This is a genomic window from Sulfurimonas gotlandica GD1 (genome assembly GCF_000242915.1).
Taxonomy (GTDB): Bacteria; Campylobacterota; Campylobacteria; order Campylobacterales; family Sulfurimonadaceae; genus Sulfurimonas; species Sulfurimonas gotlandica.
The window spans coordinates 690,282-712,102 of the sequence record NZ_AFRZ01000001.1; the positions used below are offsets into that span (position 1 = coordinate 690,282).

At 33.9% G+C, this 21,821-nt stretch carries 20 protein-coding genes, 2 tRNA genes and 1 other RNA gene; 14 read left to right on the forward strand and 9 right to left on the reverse strand.

The window, feature by feature from the left end; genetic code table 11:
- Positions 1-7 precede the first annotated feature (7 nt).
- On the reverse strand, positions 8-196 hold the full coding sequence (gene rpmB / locus SMGD1_RS03240; RefSeq protein ID WP_008338092.1) for a 50S ribosomal protein L28: 189 nt from the start codon (positions 194-196) through the stop codon (positions 8-10).
- 169 nt (positions 197-365) lie between these two features.
- Here rpmB and SMGD1_RS03245 point away from each other — a divergent pair, with 169 nt between their 5' ends.
- The 5 genes from SMGD1_RS03245 to SMGD1_RS03265 all read left to right on the forward strand — a co-directional run bounded on the left by SMGD1_RS03245 (position 366) and on the right by SMGD1_RS03265 (position 4,651).
- Positions 366-1,163 carry an HDOD domain-containing protein gene (locus tag SMGD1_RS03245; protein WP_008337709.1) on the forward strand — a complete coding sequence of 266 codons (798 nt, stop codon included), beginning with the start codon at positions 366-368 and terminating at the stop codon, positions 1,161-1,163.
- Positions 1,160-2,554, forward strand: a complete 1,395-nt coding sequence (locus SMGD1_RS03250; protein ID WP_008337732.1) for a chemotaxis protein CheX — start codon at positions 1,160-1,162, stop codon at positions 2,552-2,554. Before SMGD1_RS03245 ends, SMGD1_RS03250 begins: the two co-directional genes overlap by 4 nt.
- A 63-nt stretch (positions 2,555-2,617) precedes the next feature.
- Complete coding sequence (gene rpe, locus SMGD1_RS03255) at positions 2,618-3,259, forward strand: ribulose-phosphate 3-epimerase (RefSeq protein WP_039920131.1); 642 nt, start codon at positions 2,618-2,620, stop codon at positions 3,257-3,259.
- Entirely contained in the window at positions 3,259-3,843 is a 585-nt protein-coding gene (locus SMGD1_RS03260; RefSeq protein ID WP_008337930.1) for a phosphoribosylanthranilate isomerase, read from the forward strand. Before rpe ends, SMGD1_RS03260 begins: the two co-directional genes overlap by 1 nt.
- Positions 3,833-4,651, forward strand: coding sequence for a 3'-5' exonuclease (locus SMGD1_RS03265; protein WP_008337817.1), 819 nt, complete (start codon positions 3,833-3,835; stop codon positions 4,649-4,651). Before SMGD1_RS03260 ends, SMGD1_RS03265 begins: the two co-directional genes overlap by 11 nt.
- A 3-nt stretch (positions 4,652-4,654) precedes the next feature.
- Here SMGD1_RS03265 and accA read toward each other — a convergent pair whose 3' ends face one another.
- The 6 genes from accA to gpmI form a co-directional block, all read right to left on the reverse strand.
- Entirely contained in the window at positions 4,655-5,590 is a 936-nt protein-coding gene (accA, locus tag SMGD1_RS03270; RefSeq protein ID WP_008337703.1) for an acetyl-CoA carboxylase carboxyl transferase subunit alpha, read from the reverse strand.
- Between the two features lie 14 nt (positions 5,591-5,604).
- On the reverse strand, positions 5,605-6,822 hold the full coding sequence (locus SMGD1_RS03275) for a beta-ketoacyl-ACP synthase II (protein ID WP_008337987.1): 1,218 nt from the start codon (positions 6,820-6,822) through the stop codon (positions 5,605-5,607).
- A gap of 94 nt (positions 6,823-6,916) precedes the next feature.
- Positions 6,917-7,144 (reverse strand): acyl carrier protein, encoded by a 228-nt coding sequence (gene acpP, locus SMGD1_RS03280; RefSeq protein WP_008338053.1) that lies wholly within the window; start codon positions 7,142-7,144, stop codon positions 6,917-6,919.
- A gap of 65 nt (positions 7,145-7,209) precedes the next feature.
- A complete protein-coding gene (gene fabG / locus SMGD1_RS03285) occupies positions 7,210-7,956 on the reverse strand; it encodes a 3-oxoacyl-ACP reductase FabG (protein WP_008337659.1) in 747 nt (248 codons plus the stop codon).
- Positions 7,957-8,034: 78 nt separating this feature from the next.
- The gene (locus SMGD1_RS03290) at positions 8,035-9,453 is read right to left on the reverse strand and encodes an SDR family oxidoreductase (protein WP_008337968.1); all 1,419 of its coding nucleotides are present in this window, start codon (positions 9,451-9,453) and stop codon (positions 8,035-8,037) included.
- Between the two features lie 57 nt (positions 9,454-9,510).
- Positions 9,511-10,986 (reverse strand): 2,3-bisphosphoglycerate-independent phosphoglycerate mutase, encoded by a 1,476-nt coding sequence (gene gpmI, locus SMGD1_RS03295; protein WP_008337814.1) that lies wholly within the window; start codon positions 10,984-10,986, stop codon positions 9,511-9,513.
- 74 nt (positions 10,987-11,060) lie between these two features.
- Between gpmI and mraY the strand changes: the two genes are divergently transcribed.
- The 7 genes from mraY (at position 11,061) to SMGD1_RS03325 (ending at position 16,860) form a co-directional block, all read left to right on the forward strand.
- Positions 11,061-12,122, forward strand: a complete 1,062-nt coding sequence (mraY, locus tag SMGD1_RS03300; protein ID WP_008340624.1) for a phospho-N-acetylmuramoyl-pentapeptide-transferase — start codon at positions 11,061-11,063, stop codon at positions 12,120-12,122.
- The gene (gene murD / locus SMGD1_RS03305) at positions 12,123-13,325 is read left to right on the forward strand and encodes a UDP-N-acetylmuramoyl-L-alanine--D-glutamate ligase (RefSeq protein WP_008337836.1); all 1,203 of its coding nucleotides are present in this window, start codon (positions 12,123-12,125) and stop codon (positions 13,323-13,325) included. It begins immediately after the preceding gene.
- A gap of 41 nt (positions 13,326-13,366) precedes the next feature.
- Positions 13,367-13,442: transfer RNA gene (locus SMGD1_RS03310), tRNA-Phe, on the forward strand.
- 30 nt (positions 13,443-13,472) lie between these two features.
- A tRNA-Phe gene (locus tag SMGD1_RS03315) sits at positions 13,473-13,548 on the forward strand.
- 122 nt (positions 13,549-13,670) lie between these two features.
- Positions 13,671-14,045: a transfer-messenger RNA gene (gene ssrA / locus SMGD1_RS14545) on the forward strand.
- Positions 14,046-14,204: 159 nt separating this feature from the next.
- The gene (locus tag SMGD1_RS03320) at positions 14,205-15,407 is read left to right on the forward strand and encodes a tyrosine-type recombinase/integrase (RefSeq protein WP_008338065.1); all 1,203 of its coding nucleotides are present in this window, start codon (positions 14,205-14,207) and stop codon (positions 15,405-15,407) included.
- Between the two features lie 274 nt (positions 15,408-15,681).
- Positions 15,682-16,860: a Fic family protein gene (locus tag SMGD1_RS03325; protein ID WP_008337667.1), complete on the forward strand. Its 1,179-nt coding sequence runs from the start codon at positions 15,682-15,684 to the stop codon at positions 16,858-16,860.
- Positions 16,861-17,194: 334 nt separating this feature from the next.
- Here SMGD1_RS03325 and SMGD1_RS03330 read toward each other — a convergent pair whose 3' ends face one another.
- Entirely contained in the window at positions 17,195-17,506 is a 312-nt protein-coding gene (locus tag SMGD1_RS03330) for a hypothetical protein (RefSeq protein ID WP_008337665.1), read from the reverse strand.
- Positions 17,507-17,726: 220 nt separating this feature from the next.
- Between SMGD1_RS03330 and SMGD1_RS03335 the strand changes: the two genes are divergently transcribed.
- The gene (locus SMGD1_RS03335; protein WP_008338125.1) at positions 17,727-17,912 is read left to right on the forward strand and encodes a hypothetical protein; all 186 of its coding nucleotides are present in this window, start codon (positions 17,727-17,729) and stop codon (positions 17,910-17,912) included.
- A gap of 7 nt (positions 17,913-17,919) precedes the next feature.
- A complete protein-coding gene (locus SMGD1_RS03340) occupies positions 17,920-18,375 on the forward strand; it encodes a hypothetical protein (protein WP_008337799.1) in 456 nt (151 codons plus the stop codon).
- 162 nt (positions 18,376-18,537) lie between these two features.
- On the opposite strand, the gene SMGD1_RS03345 is transcribed toward SMGD1_RS03340, so the two are convergent.
- Positions 18,538-21,816 (reverse strand): caspase family protein, encoded by a 3,279-nt coding sequence (locus SMGD1_RS03345; protein WP_008338061.1) that lies wholly within the window; start codon positions 21,814-21,816, stop codon positions 18,538-18,540.
- Positions 21,817-21,821: the final 5 nt, after the last annotated feature.

Sequence of the window (21,821 nt, forward strand, 5' to 3'; positions counted from 1 at the left end):
GTTCTCTTTACGAGTTTTTCTTAAGTGTGCGTAATTCTCTTGCAGAGATTTTAATCTTTTGCGTAGTACCATCTTCTAAAGTGATTCGCACAGTTCTTAGGTTTAATAAAAAACGACGCTTTGTTCTGTTTTTTGCATGAGAAACATTGTTCCCGCTCATAGGGCCTTTGCCACTAATAGCACATTTTCTTGCCATAATTAGCTTCCTTGTTTAGGTTTTAAAGTTGCGAATTGTATCAGGTAGAAGCAAAACCTAAGCTTAAAGGTGTTTTAGGCAGCTTAAAATGTTATATCATTTAGTTTTAATATTCATTTTATCAATATACAGCTAGAATATATACAAATTAACAACATATGAAGTGAAGATGATAACAAAAGATAAAATTGATGAGTATATTAGCAAAATCCCACCTGCACCGCAAGCACTAAAAGAAACACTGACGCTACTCAATGCCGGTGAACTTATTAAAGCCTCAAAAGCCGCACAGACTGATTTAGCTCTTGCAACATATCTCAAAGAACTAGTTAACAAACCTATATATGGCTTTGCAAATGAAGTTACTGATGTATCTCAAATATTTGGAATTTTGGGTGTCTCCGGCTCACAACAAACTGTTTACAACTATATGACGACTCTACTTAGTCCTGGTAAATGGGTTTTGTTTAAACTAAATGCTAGGGCATTCCATGAGTTACAGGCAAAATTATCAAAAAGATGGGAAGAGATTTTAGATCATCTATGCATAGATGATAAAAACATATCTAGTTCTATTGCTCTTCTACCAGCTAGTATTATCGTCTCAGAAGCACTGTTTTGTGACAAAATAGAAGATGTAAACCTTTTAAGAAGTGTAAAAAATCTTGATTACAACACTATACTGACTCGCCTATGTGGAGTTGGCATTTTCGATATATGCGAACAGATATCTGTTAAATGGGAGATGCCAGAAGAGATTGCTAAAATCATTCAAGCCTCTTCTGGATTGAAACCATCTGAAGATAAAAAGATAAACCTTCTTGGGAAGTGGATGCATCTCTTACTATTTTATGAACTATCTCAACCTATGTTTATTGAAGCTGGTCTAAATGACTTTATAGATTTTCAAATAGACTATGTTGGTGACATATATGAAGAATTCTCTACACTAATGGAAATAGCATGAAACCAATCGTTAAAAATGGCATAGCAATTTTTACACCTCAAGGTTTTTTAGATGGAAACAGCAGTAAAGCATTTTTAAGTATAGAAGATGTCGCATCTACGGCTTCACTAAAAGTAGATATGGTTTTAGTTTCACTAAAAAGGGTTGTGTTTTTCAACAGGAATGGGCTAGATGCTTTTATGAAACTTTTTATCAAAGTTCGCCAAGGCAGTCATGCTGCTGTTGGTTTTTGTGACTATGACACTAAAAAATATGAAGCTATAAAAGTCTTTTATAAAGATGAACTGAATTTTTCTTTATTTAAATCTATAGAGATCGCCTATCTATTTTCATCAAACTTTAAAAATCAAAATAAAAACATTCTGCTTTACAGTGAAGATAAATCTCAACGCACAGCTATGGCAATTGAACTTCACGATAACGGGCATAATCCAATTGTTGCACAAAGTGCAGAAGAGTTTAAAGAAAAATGTTCAAAAAAAGAGGCTTATGACTACGTTATAGATTCTACATATTTAGGTCAAATGGGACAAAAAATAGCTACTCGTGTAACAGGAAATGCTATTATATATTCTATCTCATCTTTTTTAGATACAGAGATAGGAAATAAATTTAATATTGAATATCATAACAACTCACTCAATGTTGGCTTTAGACTATTTATATTTGATGCATATAAAGTTATAAGTATGAATGTTCATGCTCTAAACTTTTTTTCAAAACTTGCAAGTTCTGCAGCAGAATATAACGCTTCAATATGTTTTGTAGGAATGACTTTTGAGAAAACTCCAGAAGTATTTAAAGAAAATCTTGAAGATGCCGGAATTCTATTCTATGAGCAGATGGATGATATATTACTAAATAAAGAGCTTTTAAAAGAATTGGGTGCGAGTAGTCCAGCAAATACAAAAACTAAAAGAGCTATAAACAAGCAAACAGTTACTGAACTTCCAAGGTTTATAGATGCCACAGTTGCAACTATTGAGATGATGACAAACTCTAAAGCTGTTAAACAAGCCGTGCAGGTTCAAAATATTATTATAGATGATAAGAATGGCAAGATAGCTAGTTCTATTGGTTACTATGGTGATATGGATGGGATGGTTGTTTTAGTATTTCCAAAAGAAATAGCCAAAAAGGCTTGTGAACTTCTTATTGGCGAAAAGACTGACGATGAGGAAATGATACTTGATACTCTTGCTGAACTTGTAAATATTGTTGGAGGTAAGATTAAAACTCTTCTTTCTGATGAAAGAATAAGTATTGACATCACGCTTCCAAGAACATACAATGATGTGGACAGTCTTCTTGAAGTTATAGAATCTAGAAAAGGCGTACAGGTCGACTTATCTTTTAATAATAACAACTTTCTATTTTTCTTAACTAGATAAAAGACTCAACTTTTTGTACAATAACTTTGATATAATTCCACAATTAAATAAAGGATTTTTATGATTCAAGTAGCCCCTAGTGTTCTATCGGCTGATTTTGGCAATTTACAAAGAGATGTTGAAGCTATTTGCGATGCTGGTTGTGATTTAGTTCATGTTGATGTTATGGATGGTCACTTTGTTCCAAACCTTACAATTGGGCCAGTTGTAGTTTCAGCTATTGCTGCATGTGCCACAAAACCTCTTGATATTCATCTTATGGTTGAAAATAACACTTTTTTTGTTGACCTTTTTGCACCTTTAAAACCTGCATATATATCTTTTCACATAGAAGAAGAGAAGCATCCACATAGACTAATCCAGAAAATTCGCTCTTTAGGGATCAAACCTGCAATTGTTTTAAATCCTCATACGCCACCTGAATCTGTTGAATACTTACTTCAAGACTTAGATATGATTCTTCTGATGAGTGTTAATCCTGGTTTTGGCGGACAAAGTTTTATTGATACAGTTATTCCTAAAGCTTCAAAATTAAATGAGATGAGAAATAGACTTAACCCAAATTGTCTTATTCAAGTTGATGGTGGAGTAACTGATAAAAATATTCAAAGTCTAAAAGATGCTGGAGTTGATGTTGTTGTTGCTGGAAGCTATGTGTTTAATCATGCTTCAAAAAAAGAAGCTATAAAAAGTCTACAGATATAATGCGAACTAAAATATGTGGGATTACATCTTACTCAGATGCTATGGATGCAATAAATGCAGGTGCTAATGCACTTGGTTTTGTATTTTATGAAAAATCCCCTAGGTATATAACGCCCTCAGATGCTAAAAAAATCATCACTCAACTTCCTCCATTTGTAGAAAAAGTTGGACTTTTTGTAAATGTAGATGCACAAGTTATCAACTCATACATTCAAGAGTCCGGCTGTACTCTTGCTCAACTTCATTTTGAAGCTTCAGATGCAGTTTACGAACAACTTTTTGTTCCACATATCAAAGTCATAAGAGCTAAAGAAGCTAAAGATATTTTACAGTACTCTAATGAGTACAGACTAGTAGATGCATACTGTGAAGCTTTTGGTGGAGCAGGTAAAAGGCTAAATATAGAGTGGTTCAATGATGTAGACTGCTCAAAAATCATTCTTGCCGGTGGACTAGATGCAGATAATGTAGCTTCATTGAAAAAGTATGGCTTTTACGGTGTTGATGTCAGTAGCGGAGTAGAGATATCTCATGGTGTAAAAGATAAAGAAAAAGTGAAAGATTTTATAGCAAATGCTAGCTAAAGATTTTCAACTAGACACTAAGAGCATCCATAAACTAGCCTCTAAGGGTCTGTGCATCGACAACTTAAAACCACAGTTAAACGACGACTTAGACTTCTCTTTAGAACTTTGGCATTCACAAGGTTTAGAGATAGTTAAACAGCATGGTTATTTTTACTTTGCTACAAGATTTATGTCTATTAAAGATGCTGAGTTTTGTATTGTAGACATAGAAACAAACGGTTCTAAGATAGATAAACATCAAATCATTGAAATAGGCGCAGTAAAAGTAAGAGACGGGGTAATAATTGATAAATTTGAATCACTTGTTTATTGCAGAGAAATCAACAAACATATTACAGAAATAACTGGCATATCTGTTGAAGATACAAAAAATGCACCAAACTTAAAAAAAGTTCTTTATGAGTTCAAAAGCTTTTTAGGAAATGCTATCTTTGTTGCTCACGATGTTAAATTTGACTATAAATTCATATCATTAAGTATGCAAAAAATTGGTTTAGAACCGCTTCTCAACCGTTCGATATGTTCTCTAGCACTCGCAGAGAGAACAATAGAATCTTACAGATATGCTCTGTCTTACCTAAATGACTCACTACATCTAAACCCAAATGCAACTCACCATAGAGCAATGAGTGATGTTATCACAACTTATGGATTGTTTATGCTTTCACTTCATAATCTCAAAAGTTTAGATAAAGATGTAAAAACTGCCGAGGATCTTATAAAGTTTTCTAAAGAGGCAAAAAGATTTAAACGACCGAAGTTCGACCCTCTAATGGAGAGCCAAGAAGAAGAAAAAGAGGAATAGTTCTTACTCTGCGTAAGCACCAACTCCTGTTAGTTTACTATATCTAGCTTCCATACGTTCTTCTTTACTCATCTCTCTAAGAGAATTTAAGTTTTTTAGAAAATAATCAGATATTGCCGCAGCAGCTGCTTCTTTATCCCTGTGCGCACCAATAAGTGGTTCATCAATAATATCATCAATAAGGTTTAACTCTTTTAAGTCACCACTAGTGATTTTCATTGCATTCGTTGCAGCTTCAGCTTTCTTAGGATCATTCCATAAAATTGCTGAACAGCCTTCTGGAGAGATAACACTAAATACAGAGTAACGCATCATCGCAAATTTATCAGCAACACCAATTGCAAGTGCTCCACCACTTCCACCTTCTCCAATAACAATAGAGATAGTTTGAGTGTCAAGCTCTGCAAGTTCTAAAAGATTTCTAGCGATTGCTTCACTCTGATTTCTCTCTTCAGCGCCAAGACCTGGGTAAGCACCCGGAGTATCTACAAGCATCAAAAGAGGGATATTAAATTTTTCTGCCATCTTAGCAGCACGAAGAGCTTTTCTGTAACCCTCTGGGTGAGGCATACCGAAGTTTCTTCTTATTTTGTTCTTAGTACCGCGGCCTTTTTGCTCACCAATAACCATAACTTTTTCATCGCCGATATAACCTAAATAACATACGATTGCAGCATCATCACGGAAATGTCTATCTCCATGAATCTCATATTTATCACGCATGATTAAGTTAATATAGTCCAGTGCATACGGTCTATCTATATGACGAGCAAGTTGAAGTTGCTGAAACGGGGATAGATTAGTAAAAGTTTTTGACACTTCTTTATCTAAGTTTTCTTGAAGAGATTCTAAAGCACCTTCATCATGACGAACGCGCGCAGAAATAATATCTTCTTGAATAAATTTAATTTTGTATTCAAAGTCTAAATATGTTGCCAAATTAAATCCTTAAGTTAGATTTTTTTGAAGATTAAAACACCATTAGTTCCACCGAAACCAAAAGAGTTACTCATAACTACATTTAATTCCGCTTTTCTTGAAGTATTAGGAACGACATCTAAATCACAATTTTCATCAGGTGTAGTGTAGTTTATTGTTGGAGGGATGATTCCATCTCTCATTGCCATTAAACATGTAACAGCTTCAATACCACCAGCAGCACCAAGACAGTGACCTATTTGACCTTTTATTGAACTCATTGGAGGACAATTTTCTTTTCCGCCAAGTAGGTCTTTTACAGCTGCCGTTTCATTTTTATCATTGATTGGAGTACTTGTTCCATGAGCATTAACATAATCAAGTTTAGGCTCACCAGCCATTTTGTATGCTGCCTTCATTGCACGAGCCGGACCATCAAGACTTGGAGTTGTAATATGACTAGCATCTCCGCTCTCACCAAAACCTATAATCTCACCATAAATATTTGCGCCACGAGCTACAGCATCTTCATAAACTTCTAATATTAATGCAGCTGCACCTTCTCCCATTACAAAACCATCACGGTCTGCATCAAATGGACGAGAAGCACTCTTTGGATTTTCATTATTCGTTGATAATGCTTTCATCGCAGCAAACCCACCAACACCAGCACCAGTGATTGCACATTCAGCTGAAACAACTAACATTTTTTCAGCACCATTACACATAATCGTCTTAACAGCTTCACTTATTGCGTGAGTTCCTGCAGCACATGCAGTTACACTTGAAAGGTTTGGACCTTTTGTTCCATGTTCAATAGACACAAAACCACCAAGCATATTAACTAAAGCACCTGGAATAAAAAATGGAGAGATTTTACGAGGACCACGAGTTTCTATGATAATAGAGTTTTTCTCAATTGATGGAAGTCCACCGATACCAGATCCAGCACTAATACCAAATCTTTCCATATCAGTGTCTTCTGGAAGGTTAGCATCCGCCATCGCTTCTTGAGCAGCTTTAAGACCTAAGTGAATAAATCTGTCAGCTTTTTTAACTTCTTTTGGTGCCATAACTGTTGCAGGATCAAAATCTTTAACCTCACCAGCAATTTTTGCACTATAGTCTGAAGGATCAAAAAGAGTTATTGTGTCTATTCCACATACGCCATCACATATTGCTTTAAAAGAACTCTCTTTGTCATTCCCAACTGCATTTATCATGCCCATCCCAGTTACTACTACTCTTCTCATTTAAAAATCTCCATGATAAAATTACAAAATACTTTAAAAAACCCAGCAGAGCTACTTAAAGCCCTTATTGAGTTCTAAAAACACTTAATAGTGATTATTTGCTTTCGATATAAGTTACAACATCTCTAACTGTTTGAATTTTCTCTGCTTCATCATCAGGAATTTCAATGTCAAATTTCTCTTCAAGAGCCATTACTAATTCAACAACGTCAAGGCTATCAGCACCTAAATCTTCAACAAACTTCGCGTCTTCTTTAACTTCATCCGGGTTAACGCTTAATTGCTCAACTACTACTTCTTTAATATCGTCTAAAAGTGCCATTATAGCTCCTATGTTTTTAAGTATAAAATCGCGAAATTATAACATATATAGCTTAAACCAACTACCTATGCCATATTCATTCCGCCATTAACTTTTAATGTTTCACCAGTTATATAACTAGAGTGATCTGAAAGTAAAAATGCTGTAGCTTCGGCTACTTCTTTCGCATTTCCAAAGCGTTTCATTGGGATTTTAGAAGTAAAACCTTCTTTAATCTCATCACTAAGTGCATCTGTCATTTCAGTTGCAATAAAGCCAGGAGTAATTGTGTTATAACGAATTCCGCTAGTTGCTGCTTCGATTGCGAAACTCTTGCTCATCGCAATAACGCCACCCTTAGAAGCCGCATAATTTGTTTGTCCAGCATTACCTGTTTCACCAACAATTGAAGCGATATTAACAACTGAACCAAACTTTTTCTTTCTCATAACTTTCATAGATTCTCTACAACCAATAAAACAAGAAGTAAGATTTGCATTGATAACACTCATGAAATCTTCAGTCTTCATACGAAGAGCAAGCTTGTCATTTGTAATACCGGCATTGTTTACAAGGTAAGAAAGTTCACCATCACTGTCAACTATAGTTTTAATAGCATCTACGAATGCTTCTTCATCACTAACATCAAAGCCGATAACAGCAGCGTTTCCGCCGGCAGCTTCAATAGTTTCTTTTATTGCGTCTGCTTCTGCAGCACCACTTCTGTAGTTAATCCAAACTTTTAAACCAAAACCAGCTAAAGTTTTTGCAATCTCTGCACCAATACCACGACTTGAGCCTGTAACTAAAACATTTTTTCCACTAAATTTCATTAAGCTTCCCCATCTAATTTAATGATAAAACGATACCAAATAGTTGCTTTATTTAAAGAATTTTAAATATAGAAAATATCAAGATTTACTATTTCTTAATATATTTCTTATCATATTTATAAATACCAAATAATGAAGCGGTATAAGTGCATACCAATAGATTCTTCCTACTATTCCCCTAGGGTAGAAGTATGCTGATTGAATAAGTTTATTACCATCTATTTTAAACTCTAACCATCCTTCTCCAGGCATTTTCATCTGTGCAAATAGGAGTAATCTCTCATCTTCTTTTATGTCTTCAACTCTCCAAAAGTCCAAGCACTCTCCAAGTCTTAAATCACAATTATCTCTTCTACCTCTATTAATTCCAACCCCACCGACTGCTTTGTCTATAATACCTCTAAGTTCCCATAAAAAATCATAATCGAACCATCCGTTTTCACCACCAAGAGATGTTATGGCTTTAAAAACTTTCTTCTTATCATATGAGCTTATATCAGCTTCTTTTCTATCTACAAAAATTGAATCGTTTATTTGTTCTTTGTGTTTTTTATCCCAGTTTGAGCCGTCACTATCACTCCACCTGCTGATGACTTGATGCTGTTCTATCTCTATAACTGCTTTTTTAACAGCATCAATATAGCTCATAGGTTTTACTTTAGGATAATACTCTTTTGCATTGTTGTTTTGTATAGTTACTTCTGATTTAAGTCCTTCAATAAGTGCTTTTGCCACAGTAAAAGGAACTGGAGTAAAGAGATTTAACCAATACGATGAGAGGTTTATACTCATAAACGGAACAGATATAAGATACCTTTTAAGCTTAAGGGCTTTTGCCGTTTGAAGCATCATATCTTTATATTTCATTTTTGCAGAGCCAATATCAACAATCAAGTTTTTCTTATAATTTAAATATAAAGATGCAACAAGATAATTTATGACATCATCTACCGCAATCGGTTGAGCATAGGTATCTACCCATTTTGGTGTTATCATTAAGGGTAATTTTTCTACAAGATTTCGTATAATCTCAAAGCTTGCACTTCCTGAGCCTATAATCACTCCTGCTCTTATCCAAATTGTTTGTATAGTACTTGATGAGCTTAAAATCTCACCAGTTTCAATACGGCTTAAAAGGTGTTTACTTGTATCACTATTTTTCACACCCAATCCACCAAGATATATGATTCTTTTTACACCACAGTGACCAGATGCTTCTATAAAGTTTTGGGCTGATTGTTTATCTAATTCTTTATAGTTTTTTTTGTTTAAGGAGTGGATGAGATAAAAAGCGATATCAATGTCCTCTAAAGCTTTTTTTAAAGCTTCTTTATCAAATGTATCACCTTCAATAACTTCATAATTGTCAAGTACCTCTTGAGACAAGCTTTTCTTATTTCGTACTAATATTCTTAATTCTATATTTTTTTGCAAAATAAGTAAACTTTTCAAGCGTCTACCAATATAGCCATTTGCTCCTGTCAACAATACTTTCATAACAAACTCCTAATGTATAGAGTTCATTATAAGTTAATTTTACTAAAAAAAATACTTTTATATAAGACTATGATCCATCTCAGATGGAATTTCTATGTCCATAAGTTTTAATACAGTTGGAGCTATGTTGTTGAGTCCACCTGATTCTACCTTAGTAACACCATCAGCCATAACAAAACACCATACTTTTCCTGTTGTGTGATTTGTTAAAGTATTTCCATCTTCATCTTTCATCTCTTCACAGTTTCCATGATCAGATGTAATAACCACAGCATAATCATTCTCTTTTGCTTTTTCTATAATTTTTCCAAGTTGTGCGTCTACTGCAGTAACTGCAATTTTTGCAGCTTCTTCATCTCCAGTATGTCCGACCATATCACCGTTTGCAAAGTTTACAACAACAAAGTCATAGTTCTCATCCATCGCTTTTAAAACAGCCTCGCCAACTTCAAAAGCGCTCATCTCTGGTTTCATATCATAAGTCTTTACATCAGGAGAAGGAATAAGGACTCTTGTCTCATTCTCATATGGCTCATCTATACCACCATTTAAAAAGAATGTAACATGAGCATACTTTTCAGTTTCCGCTGTGTGAAGTTGTCTTAGGCCCTTAGATGAAATTATTTCTGCTAAAGTATTTTTAGGTGCTGCTTTTGAAAAAAGAACCGGATATGAGAAAGATTTATCATACTCTGTCATAGTTGCAAGGCTTACCATTTTATAGTTTCTTGAAAACTCATGAAAACCATTAGATGCGAGAGCAGTAACAAGCTCTCTCATTCTATCACTTCTAAAATTGATAGTTAGTATACTGTCTCCATCTTTAACACCATCATAACCTTCAAAAGCTGTTGGTTCTACAAACTCATCAGTCTCACCAAGAGCGTAAGATGAACCAATGTAGCCTGCCGGTTCAAAATCTGTTTTTGGTTTTGCTTCTACTATTGCTTCATATGCTCTTTGGATTCTTCCCCAACGGTTATCTCTGTCCATCGCGTAAAAACGTCCAGCCATAGTTGCTATTTGAATATTCTCATTTAGGTGGCTTTGTACAATTTTTAAATATTTTTGTGCAGAAGTTGGAGATACATCCCTTCCATCAGTTATTAGATGCAAGAAAACTTTTTTTCCATTTTTTGCCGCAATTTTTGCTACACCCATAAAATGATCAATATGAGAGTGAACACCACCGTCACTCATCAGACCTATTAGATGCAATCTATCTGAAGTTTTAAAAAGATTTTGTAGTGTTTTGTTTTCTTCTAAAGTATTTTCAGAAAGTGCTAATGAGATTTTTACAAGATCTTGGTATAAAACTCTACCGCTTCCTATGCTCATATGCCCAACTTCAGAGTTCCCCATCTGACCTTCTGGCAGTCCAACACTAAGCCCTGAAGTATCGATGAGAGAGTGTGGAGTCTCTTCAAATAATTTATCATAGTTTGGTTTAGTTGCATTGTGGAATGCATTATGTTCAGTTTTAGGACTAAAACCTATACCATCTGTAATAACTAGAACAGCTTTTTTTGACAAATTTGCTCCCTTATATAAAGTTTTATGCAATTATACTATAATGTCATTTTTAAACTATTAAGGGATCAGTTAATTTGTTATACACTCTCTACGAATTATTTCATATCAACATACTTGGATACATTACAATCAGGGCTGGTGTCTCTTTTTTCTTAGCTCTGTTTTTCACACTATTCTTACTACCTCGTTTTATAAAGTGGGCACAAAGAACTTCTAGTGTTCAGCCAATTAATGCATGGGCACCAGAAAATCATCAACAAAAAGCAAAGACTCCTACAATGGGTGGAATCGTTTTTGTAGGTGCAACTATTTTAGCATCACTACTAACTATAAAGTTCTCAAACATGTATGCACTTGGTGCAATTTTGACACTTATACTTTTTGCTCTAATCGGTTTTCAAGATGACTATGCAAAAATAAAAAAAAGTGAAAACCTAGCAGGATTAAAGGCTAGGGCTAAACTTGCTCTTCAAATCATTGCAGCTTTAGTAGTTACATCTTTTTTATGTTTATTCGCTGATTTTAACACTGATCTATATGTTCCATTTATTAAAACACCTGTTTTTGACATGGGTGTCTACTCAATCGCTCTTTGGTGTTTAGTAATAATTTCAACATCAAATGCCGTAAACTTAACAGATGGACTTGACGGATTAGCGACTGTTCCATCTTTAGCCGCTTTGGCTTCTTTTAGTATTATCATATATATTACAGGAAACGCTAAGATAAGTTCTTACCTTTTAATGCCAAACTTTGATGTTGGTGAAGTTGCGATTGTAGCCAGTGCTCTTATGGGTGCGCTTACCGGCTTCTTATGGTACAACTGCCATCCTGCTGAAGTATTTATGGGAGATAGCGGTTCACTTACAATAGGTGCTTTTCTAGGTTACCTTGCTATCATCTCTAAAAGTGAGATTTTACTACTTCTAATCGGTTCTATCTTTGTTATAGAAACTGTCTCTGTAATCCTTCAAGTTGGAAGTTATAAATTTCGTAAAAAAAGAGTCTTTTTAATGGCTCCTATTCATCACCATTTTGAGATGAAAAAATGGGCTGAAAATAAGATTATCGTTAGATTTTGGATTATTGCGATTCTCTCAAACCTCATCGCTCTTATCACTCTAAAGATTCGTTAAATGCAAAGAGTATCTCTATTTGGTTATGGCAAAACTACAAAGGCTATCGCAAAAGTAGCCAAAGAAGCTATCTTTTACGATGACAAATGTACTAAACCTTTTCGTGATGAGAATGGTTTTATGGTTAAACCATCAAGTGAGTTTAACGCAAAATATTCACAACTTGAGATTCCGTCACCCGGAATCCCACCCTCAAATCCACTTATACTTAAAGCAAATAATCTTATAAGTGAATATGACTATTTTACAGAGAGTTCACCTCTTAGCATCTGGATAAGTGGTACAAACGGTAAAACAACTACAACACAGATGATGCAGCATCTACTAGAATCAAAAGGCTCTCAAGCCGGTGGGAACATCGGTACTCCACTTGCTGAGCTTTCTCTAGATGCTAAAATGTGGATTTTAGAGACTAGTTCTTTTACTATGCACTATACTAACATCGCTACTCCAAACATATATGTTCTTCTTCCATTAAGTCCTGACCATCTTAGCTGGCACGGAAGTATGCAAGAGTATGTAGATGCAAAACTAAAACCTCTAGCAACGATGAAAGAAGGTGAAGTAGCCATCATCCCAGATGCATACAAAGATGTTAAAACAGATGCTCATATCATTACATACAAAGATGAAAAAAATTTAGCTGAGCGTTTTGGCATAGATGCAAGCAGAGTAAACTTTAAAGGTGCATTTCTTGCAGATGCTCTTTTAGCAATGGCAGTAGATAAAGTTCTTTTTGACAAAATAGACTATAAAAAAATAAACTCTTTTGTTCTTGATCCACATAGACAAGAAGAACTAAGAGATGCAAAAAATCGTCTCTGGGTAAATGACACGAAAGCGACTAACATAGATGCAAGCATCGCAGCACTAAAGAGATACAAAGATTCACGTATTCATCTTATCTTAGGTGGTGATGACAAAGGTGTTGATTTAAATGAGCTCTTTGTTTATCTGCAAAACTTAAATGTTAGCATCTACAATATAGGTTCAAACAAAGAAAAGCTTTCAAAACTTGCAAAAGAGTACAAGATTGACTCAAATTTATGTCTAAATCTCGCAGATGCCATCTCTAAAATAGATAAAAATCTAGCTGAAAAGGAAGTTGCCCTACTCTCTCCAGCAGCAGCCAGCCTTGATGAATTCACCTCTTATGCACAAAGAGGTGACCAATTTAAAGAAGCTGTACGAAACATAAGCTAGCTTTCAGCCCGCAGAAGATACAATGTCGCTCTTTAAAAGATGGCCAATTAGCTCAGTCGGTAGAGCAAGTGACTGAAAATCACTGTGTCCTTGGTTCGATTCCGAGATTGGCCACCACCACTTTTAGAGACTTCCAAATTTTATTATGGCCAATTAGCTCAGTCGGTAGAGCAAATGACTGAAAATCATTGTGTCCTTGGTTCGATTCCGAGATTGGCCACCACCTGTTAACAATCCCTTTTTTTGACTCTTTTATGATATTACCAATCGTTACATCAAATATAAACTTATGCAGAAAAAATTGCCAATTTATTTAGAAACATTCTGCTATAATTCCAACCATATGGGGCTGACCTGGTTTCGACGGGATCAAGTAGCTTCTAATTGCATGTCGGACTGAGCATTTCCGTTACGCGGCTCACAATTGCTTAAATGCAAACAATACAAATTACCGCCCAGCTTTAGCAGTAGCTTAAGTTTTACCCCCTCTTAGAGGACGGGCTGCTTCACCTAATGACTCTAGATAGTTAGGATTCGAAGTATAACCCTTATGTAGATATATCTTACGTCTGTCTCAGCGTAAGACGAATCCCGAGGCTCGTCTTGTGTAGCTTTGCAAGTTGTGTGAAGCAAGATTAAACTTTAACGGCTTTTCTAAACATGTAGACGTTAGGAGTAGCGTGGTTTCGGACTGGAGTTCGATTCTCCACAGCTCCACCATTAATCCCACAAAACTCATCAACAAAACCCCTAATTTACGAGATTTAACTATTTTTATTGTCCATATGTATCCATAGTTGTACTTATAAATCCATAGTTTTAAGTACAACTTTAAGTACAATTATGTACAATTTTAGAAAATGAGCAGGAGTTGTACTTATGGCAAGAACTGTAAAGCCCTTAACAGAAACACAAATCAAAAATGCTAAAGCAAAAGAAAAAACATATATATTGTCTGATGGTGCTGGCTTATACCTTGAGGTAAATATAAATGGTGGTAAGTGGTGGAGATTCAGATATAAATATAACGATAAAATAAAAAAAGTATCTTTAGGAGTTTATCCAGATACTACACTTGCTAATGCCAGAAGAAAAAGAGATGAAGCCAGAAATATACTTGCAAATGATAATAGAGACCCTTTTATTAAAATAGTTGTACATAAAAAAGAGGAAGTTGTACAAAAAACTTTTCAAGAATGGGCAGAGTGGTACATTACAGAGATAAGTACAGAACTCAGTGATACTCATATAACTAGAACTGTCAAAGGCTTTAAAAAAGATGTTTATCCAATTATAGGATCAAAGAGAATGAATGATATCAAAGCAAGAGATATCATTAAGATAATGCATATTATGAAAGAAAGAGGTGCTGTTGAATCTGCGCGTAAGACATTCAGCTCAATTAACCGTGTATTCGCAAAAGCACTTAGTAATTTTCCTGATGAAATAGATAGAAATCCTACCGCCGATATAAAACTTGGAGATATACTTGGTGCTAAGCAAACAACTAATTATCCTATTATTACTGAGCCAAAAGAGCTCGCAACACTTCTCAAGGCTATAAAAGAATATACTGGAGATACATCAACGATACTAGCCTTAACTATGATAGCTCATACTTTTGTAAGACCTATAAATATTAGGTTAGCCAGATGGGATGAAATAGATTTCAATACTAAGCAATGGGTGATTCCAGCATCTAAAATGAAAACAAAAAAAGAATTAATAGTACCACTATCTAAACAGGTCATAGAACTGCTCAAAGAAGCCAAAAGTGATAGTGCGCTGGTATTTCCATCAATTAGAAGTAAAACATCTCCTATGAGCGATAATGCACTTGTTGGAGCACTAAGAAGAATGGGATATAGCAGAGAAGAGATTGTAGCTCATTCTTTTAGAGGTATATTCAGTACCATCGCTCACGAAAAAGGGATTTATGCACATGATGTTATTGAAACTCAACTTGCTCATACAGTTGGGTCAAGTGTATCACAAGCATATAATAGGGCTAAGTATCTGGAGGAAAGAACTAAAATGATGCAGTGGTGGAGTGATTATTTAACAACTCTTCCAAGTAAATAAACAAATCTTTTACTGGAATGGCCCCTATAAACTAGACAATATTTTATTCAGTAATTATTGTCTCAAAATGATATGCGCTAAATTATACGCAATTAAATCTAATTATTTGCATATTTAAATACGCAAAAAGATACGTAATAATATATTAAATTATACAACATGCCTTTACTAAAGCTTTATTTTATGATACTATTCATATAATAATTATGCGCAATAATATACGCAATGTTTATCTATTTTATCAGCGTATATGATACGCAAAAAAAGGATTAATATGGATTTTACTCCAATCATACCACTGAGAAGCAATAAACAAATTCCACAAGATTTACTAGATAGAGCTGAAAAACTTATTCATTCAAGTATTGCTTTGACAGGTGGGCATCCTGCAGAAACGCTTAATGCTGTACGCGAATATTTACGTACAATCAATAGCTATTATTCTAATAAAATTGAATCGGAAGGTACAAGTCCACTAGACATAGAAAAAGCAATGAAAAAAGATTTTTCTAGCGACAAAAAAAAGTGTACACTTCAAATGTTATCATTAGCCCACATTGAGACTCAAAAGAGAGTTGAACATCTTGTAGAGGATGAAAATTTCAGTCCTTATAAAACAGAATTTATTTGCTCTATTCATAATTATCTCTACTCTCAAGATGGAGTTGATTCCTTTCTTGAGATAGAAGGACTTCAAAACAAAATGACACCTGGTGTATTACGTACACATGACGTTAATGTGGGAGATCATGTTGCTCCTGATGTGAAAGAGCTACCATCACTCATGAATAAGTTTGAACTGTTGTATAGAGATGGCTTAGTTGGCTCAAAAGTCAACAAGCTAATATATGCATTAGCTTCTCACCATAGACTAGTCTATATTCACCCCTTTCTAGATGGAAATGGAAGAACTTCTCGACTTGCACTTGATGGTGCATTACTCTCTTGCGGCATTAGTGGATATGGATTATGGAACATATCAAGAGGCTTAGCTCGTAGTGGCGATAAATATAAAGATATGCTTGCCTATGCCGACATGCATCGTCAAGGAGAGTATGATGGTACGGGAGCACTATCGACAAGAGCTTTGAATGAGTTTGTATCCTATATGCTTACTTGTGCTCAAGATCAAGTTGATTACATGACCAAATACTTGAAACTAAGTTCTCTAACTGAGAGATTGACTAAATATGTTAAACTAACACAAAGTGGAATGTTTGACCTTGCTCCTCTTCCTAAAGATACAGACAAAATATTCAAAGAACTTTTACTTAGAGGGGAATTCAAAAAAAGAACAGAGATAGATGAAATATTAGGTGTAAGTAGAAGAACTGCAACTGAAATAACAAAAGAATTACTCCATAGAGGTTACATACAATCGGATGGTCCAAAGAGTTCTATAAGACTAAAAATCAATTCCCATCTAGCAGAACATATTTTTCCTGAACTATAAAAATCAGACCTAATGTTCTGTATCATAGAATGCAAATAACTACAAAACACCCAACTTCCAGCTTCTGGCGAAACCTTTAAGTAATTTCATATACTAAACTATAGATATTTATAGCTAATTATTGGAACAATTTATATCAGTTTGTTAACGGTGGAGAAAGAATCTGCATATTTTATAGACTTAACAGCTCAAAACAATATATACTTGTTGATAAAACTGCTGAAATTAACTCCGCCTATAACAGACTAAACACAGACAAAGAGTTAAAATTTACACTATTTTTTTCATATTAGTCCATAAAATTATATGCTTAAATTTGGCATACCTTTGACATTTATATCCTACTATCACTATAAACTACGTAGTTATTTACAAAATCACCTTTTTCATTCCAGCCCTCGAATGATATAGGCATTCCTCCAGCAGATTGTAAAGTTACAAACGCAACATTTTTATCATAATTATGTATTGCATTGCGATGAGCAAGTAGAAAGGCTATATTTTCTATTTCGGTATCTTTATTATTTTGAAATTCCTTATTGTAGATATCCTTAATTTCGTTGATATCTAATTTTTTTATTTTAACATTCTCTCCATTAACAATAAAATGCAACTCATTGTTTGTGTATAAATCTAGATTTTTCATTTTTTCCCCTTTTTAAGTTTTAAGGCATATTATTTAAAAAAAGCAACTTTCATAAAATATCTTTCAATTTGTCATATTTTTTGTTAATTTAAATATTAATTAAATTCTATAGCACAAACTATTATTAATTTACTATCTCTAATATAACTATTAATGCTTGACTATTTGACTAATTATGCATATCATATAAGCAGAACTTGAAGTTAAAGGAGTTAGCTTGGTGAAATTTATGTACATAATACTTTTATTATCTATAGGTTTATTTGTAAATGAACTTGTCAATTGTGTGACTGGAAGTTGTAGTGCTTTTTATTTAGGTCTTTCAATCATTTTGCTTCTTGGTGCTATGCTTGCTACTGGCAAAGCTGAGTATGAAGACAAGCTGTTAAATAAGCAAGGCTCTTGAGGCACTAATGACAAGTTTAATATACCACAACAAAAAAACCGGCAGCTATATAGAGTTTGATATAGATGGAAAATATACTTCTAGTTTTTTTAGTAGTGAAACAGATATCAAAAATGCCGCAAATAACTTCGTAGAGTATGTTATGCCTAAGATACTTCAGTTTGGAGCTAGTATTGAATTTCCAGCTAAATTACTCCAAGAGTTTAAAGATGAACGAGAGATAGATCTGTTTTTAATGGCAGCGTTTAATGATAAAGCAAAAGAGGCTTTATCATCTTGCATCTTTGCATTAGTTCCAGATAACAATATGAGAAATTACCTTGATATAAAAACTAATGAGTATCATACCAGTGAAGCTATAGGCAAAAATTCTATGATAATTTGCAGGGAACTCTATGATGGAAAGTACTCCGCTGATAATATTACATTTGAAGAGTTAGAGAGTAGATTTATAACTGTTTAACTTTTAAGAAATTCTTTTTAAACTGTGACCGTTCAGAGTTTTGTGTCCGTAACCAATAGTCATTTAAGTTATATCATAGTTCAACAATTTAGTTTGAAACTTAGAATGTTCCAAAAAGTACTATATGTGGAACTTCCCTCTACTGTAATATATAAATATAAATTACTTCACCTTTACTAAAGGAAAACCGTGACCAAGAGGAGATACAAACGGATACTGAGCACGTTTAAACTCTTTCTCCGCTATCTGAGGAACTGTGTCTTCTACAAAGTTTGCTATTTCTAATGTTTTTATATATCCATCACTATCACCATCTGCTTTTCCATTTAGTCCATCTGTTAGAACATAAGTAAGAAGACCATGACCTTTATAGCCTTCTAGTGCTTCTTGGCTTGAAGAAGATGCTGAGATTATTGTACTTCCTACTGCACGGCTTAAAACTTTCATAGCTGTGGTTTCTGTGAGTCCACGAGTAAGAAGTGCAACTTCTAGTGTTTGACCTAATGCTCCAGAGTTACAAGTATCTAAAACGATGAACTTTTTAGTTGTTGGAATATTTGCTAACAAATCTCTTAGAGCATTTTGAGAGATAGCTTCTTTTTCTATACCTCTTGTTGAGAGTGCTCCGACATTTGAAGTTATCATATGATATTTTGCATCTTCTACCATTCCGTGACTTGCAACGAAAAAGATAAACAAGTCATTTGGAGAAATAGTTTCTAATGCTTTTAGAGTTTTAGTAATGTTCTCTTTTGAAGTCTGTTCCTTGGATATCAGCAGTTCTACTTTGACATCACCGTAAAGACCTTTGGTTTTATCTTTGATAGTCTGTGCAAAGAGTTCTGCATCTGCTACTGCGTATTTTAAAGATATACTTGGGTTTTTGTATTCGTTTATCCCAACTACTACTGCATAGATATTCGGTTTTACAATCGGGTTGAAAGTTGAAACTACTGCTAAAATATCTTCCTTTGAAGCCATAGTGTTTTCTTCGTTGTAGACTATAGCTTTTAGAGTGTGCTCGCCTTTTGGAAGTTTAATGGTGTAGGTTTTTAAAACTGCATTTTTATCTTGTTTCTTTTGCAGTCCTCTGTCGCCGTCTGTCTTAATAAGTACGCCATCAAGATAAAGTCTTATTTGTCCGATTCCTCCTGAGCTTGGAGTAATTTTTAGAGTTACTTTTAGTTCTTCTTTATCTATAGACCCTTTAGTGTCTATGATTGCAACTTCTGGGGCTGGTTTTACGTCTGAGAGTTTTAGTGTTGGTGCTGGTGTTGCATATTGAATGTTTTTATCTTCACTCATAGCTGAGGCTACTATGTCAGGGCGGTAGAATGTTTCGTAGTATTGGTCTATGGAACTCACTTCCATTGGCGCGGTTTGTAGGTTTAGATATTTAGCTCCATTCTTTGATGCATCGAAATAGCCGTCTGGGGTGATGCTTAGCCATTCACCGTCTGTAAATGAAGCAGTGGTCAATAGTTCTTTTCCAGTTTTTATATCCCAATATTTAATTGTACCATCATCACCACTTGAAACTAAATATTTTTTATTAGGACTAAGTGATAGTGATGTTATTTTTCCTGTATGTCCACTATACTCTCTAATAACTTTTTTTGTATTAATATTTAATAGTTTTATTTTTCCTGAGCTCTGTCCATAAAAAATAAACTTACCATCAAAAGTAATCGCCATAGCAGTTAAATCATATAGTTTACGACGAAATTTATCATTATCTAGTTCATTAGTTTTTAAATCTAAATAACCGGTATCTGCAAATAAAAAATTTCCACTAGGAGCTAAATAAAGTTTTTCTGTATACTCATTATCATACCTTTTTAGCAATTTGTTTTTATTAATGTCCCATATCTCTAATGAACCATATCCACTTAATGTACGCGATGAACCAACTATTATTTTATTGTTAGTAATTTTCACTGAACGGATAGTTGGACTGTCCTGTAATTTTTTACTAAAGCTCTTAACTTCTCTACCTTTTACTAAATCCCATAATTTTAAAGTACCATCACTACTACCTGATACAAGATATTTATTATCTAATGAAATATCTAATGCAGATATTTTAGAAAAATGCCCTGCTATTTCTTTGATTATTTGTCCTGTTTCAAGACCCCATATTCTAATAATATTGTCATAACCAATAGCTACAAGATACTTACTATCTTTACTTATAACAAATCCCTTTACTGCACCTTCAAACTCTCTAATCAATCTCCCTGTTTTAAAATCAAGCTGCTTTAACCCATTTAGAATATGTTTTTCTGCTGACTTACTTGAGTATATAATACTTTGACCATTAGGTGTTACACTACTATGTATTATTCGATTAATTTTACTTTCATATATATCATTAAACTTATTTGTTTTAATATTTAATTTATTTATAGCAGTAAATTCAGATGATATAACATGTTTTTCATTGTTTGTTAATTTAATTGGGCTAACGGTAGCAAGAGGATAATCATAACGCTTTATTCTTCCCCCTTTTTCTATATCCCAAATTTCTAAAAATTTATATCCACCCATAAAAACTTTACTACCATCTCTAGAAATAGCTATTGACTTTGGATCAGTTTTGCCAAGAATTTTTAATGGCTTTGCACTATCTATATTCCAAATAACAGAATATTCCTGCATATGACCTCCGGTACTGATAAAATGTTTATTATCAGGGAGGATTTTTACTAAATCAGCACCTTTTCCAAGTGTAACTAAATTTCTATTTGAAGAAATTTTATATTGAGAAGAAAATGATTTTATTATTTTCCCAGTTTTGATGTCGACCATTTTTATAGCACCAAAAGGATCATCTGTACAAATAATAAAATTTTCATCTTTTGTTACATCAAAACTTGTTACTTTAAACTTTAAATTTATTCTTTTAGTAACGTTACCGGTATTGATATCAGATAGTGTAACCTCACTTGAAAATGTTTTTCTATGGACAGATAGTACAGCATTAGTCTTTTTGAGAATTTTAATTCCAACAGTACTTCCAGACCAGGAACTCTTTGTTTTTTTTATAATTTTCCCACTTGCAATATCCCAAACAATCAATTCAGCATTTTTACTTGAAGATATAAGTCTTTTCCCATCATGAGTAATAGCTATATCTGTCACTCCTTTAGAATGACCTAATAATGTTTTTATAGTTTGACCTGTTTTAATATTTATTATTTTAATTGATGAATCTTCACTGCCAGTAATAGCAAACTTGTCATCTAATGTAATTGCTAAAGCTGTTATCAGACCGGAATGAGGTGTATCAACTGTAGGATGAGTGATTTTAAAATTCTCATCTGTATATTCTATGATTGGTGAATTGTATGTATATGTTGGTTTTGGTTTTGGTTCTCCACAGCCATTCATTAAAACTAACACTGCCATTAATATACTAATACCAAAAATACTCTTTTTCATAATCA

Coding starts and splice junctions, on each gene's coding strand:
- SMGD1_RS03275 (WP_008337987.1), bottom strand. CDS start 6,822: ATGAGAAGAGTAGTAGTAACTGGGATGGGCATGATAAATGCAGTTGGG.
- SMGD1_RS03290 (WP_008337968.1), bottom strand. CDS start 9,453: ATGAAAGTATTGTTGACAGGAGCAAATGGCTATATTGGTAGACGCTTG.
- SMGD1_RS03320 (WP_008338065.1), top strand. CDS start 14,205: ATGGCAAGAACTGTAAAGCCCTTAACAGAAACACAAATCAAAAATGCT.
- SMGD1_RS03330 (WP_008337665.1), bottom strand. CDS start 17,506: ATGAAAAATCTAGATTTATACACAAACAATGAGTTGCATTTTATTGTT.
- murD (WP_008337836.1), top strand. CDS start 12,123: ATGCAAAGAGTATCTCTATTTGGTTATGGCAAAACTACAAAGGCTATC.
- rpmB (WP_008338092.1), bottom strand. CDS start 196: ATGGCAAGAAAATGTGCTATTAGTGGCAAAGGCCCTATGAGCGGGAAC.
- SMGD1_RS03245 (WP_008337709.1), top strand. CDS start 366: ATGATAACAAAAGATAAAATTGATGAGTATATTAGCAAAATCCCACCT.
- SMGD1_RS03325 (WP_008337667.1), top strand. CDS start 15,682: ATGGATTTTACTCCAATCATACCACTGAGAAGCAATAAACAAATTCCA.
- SMGD1_RS03340 (WP_008337799.1), top strand. CDS start 17,920: ATGACAAGTTTAATATACCACAACAAAAAAACCGGCAGCTATATAGAG.
- SMGD1_RS03345 (WP_008338061.1), bottom strand. CDS start 21,816: ATGAAAAAGAGTATTTTTGGTATTAGTATATTAATGGCAGTGTTAGTT.
- SMGD1_RS03250 (WP_008337732.1), top strand. CDS start 1,160: ATGAAACCAATCGTTAAAAATGGCATAGCAATTTTTACACCTCAAGGT.
- fabG (WP_008337659.1), bottom strand. CDS start 7,956: ATGAAATTTAGTGGAAAAAATGTTTTAGTTACAGGCTCAAGTCGTGGT.
- SMGD1_RS03260 (WP_008337930.1), top strand. CDS start 3,259: ATGCGAACTAAAATATGTGGGATTACATCTTACTCAGATGCTATGGAT.
- SMGD1_RS03265 (WP_008337817.1), top strand. CDS start 3,833: ATGCTAGCTAAAGATTTTCAACTAGACACTAAGAGCATCCATAAACTA.
- acpP (WP_008338053.1), bottom strand. CDS start 7,144: ATGGCACTTTTAGACGATATTAAAGAAGTAGTAGTTGAGCAATTAAGC.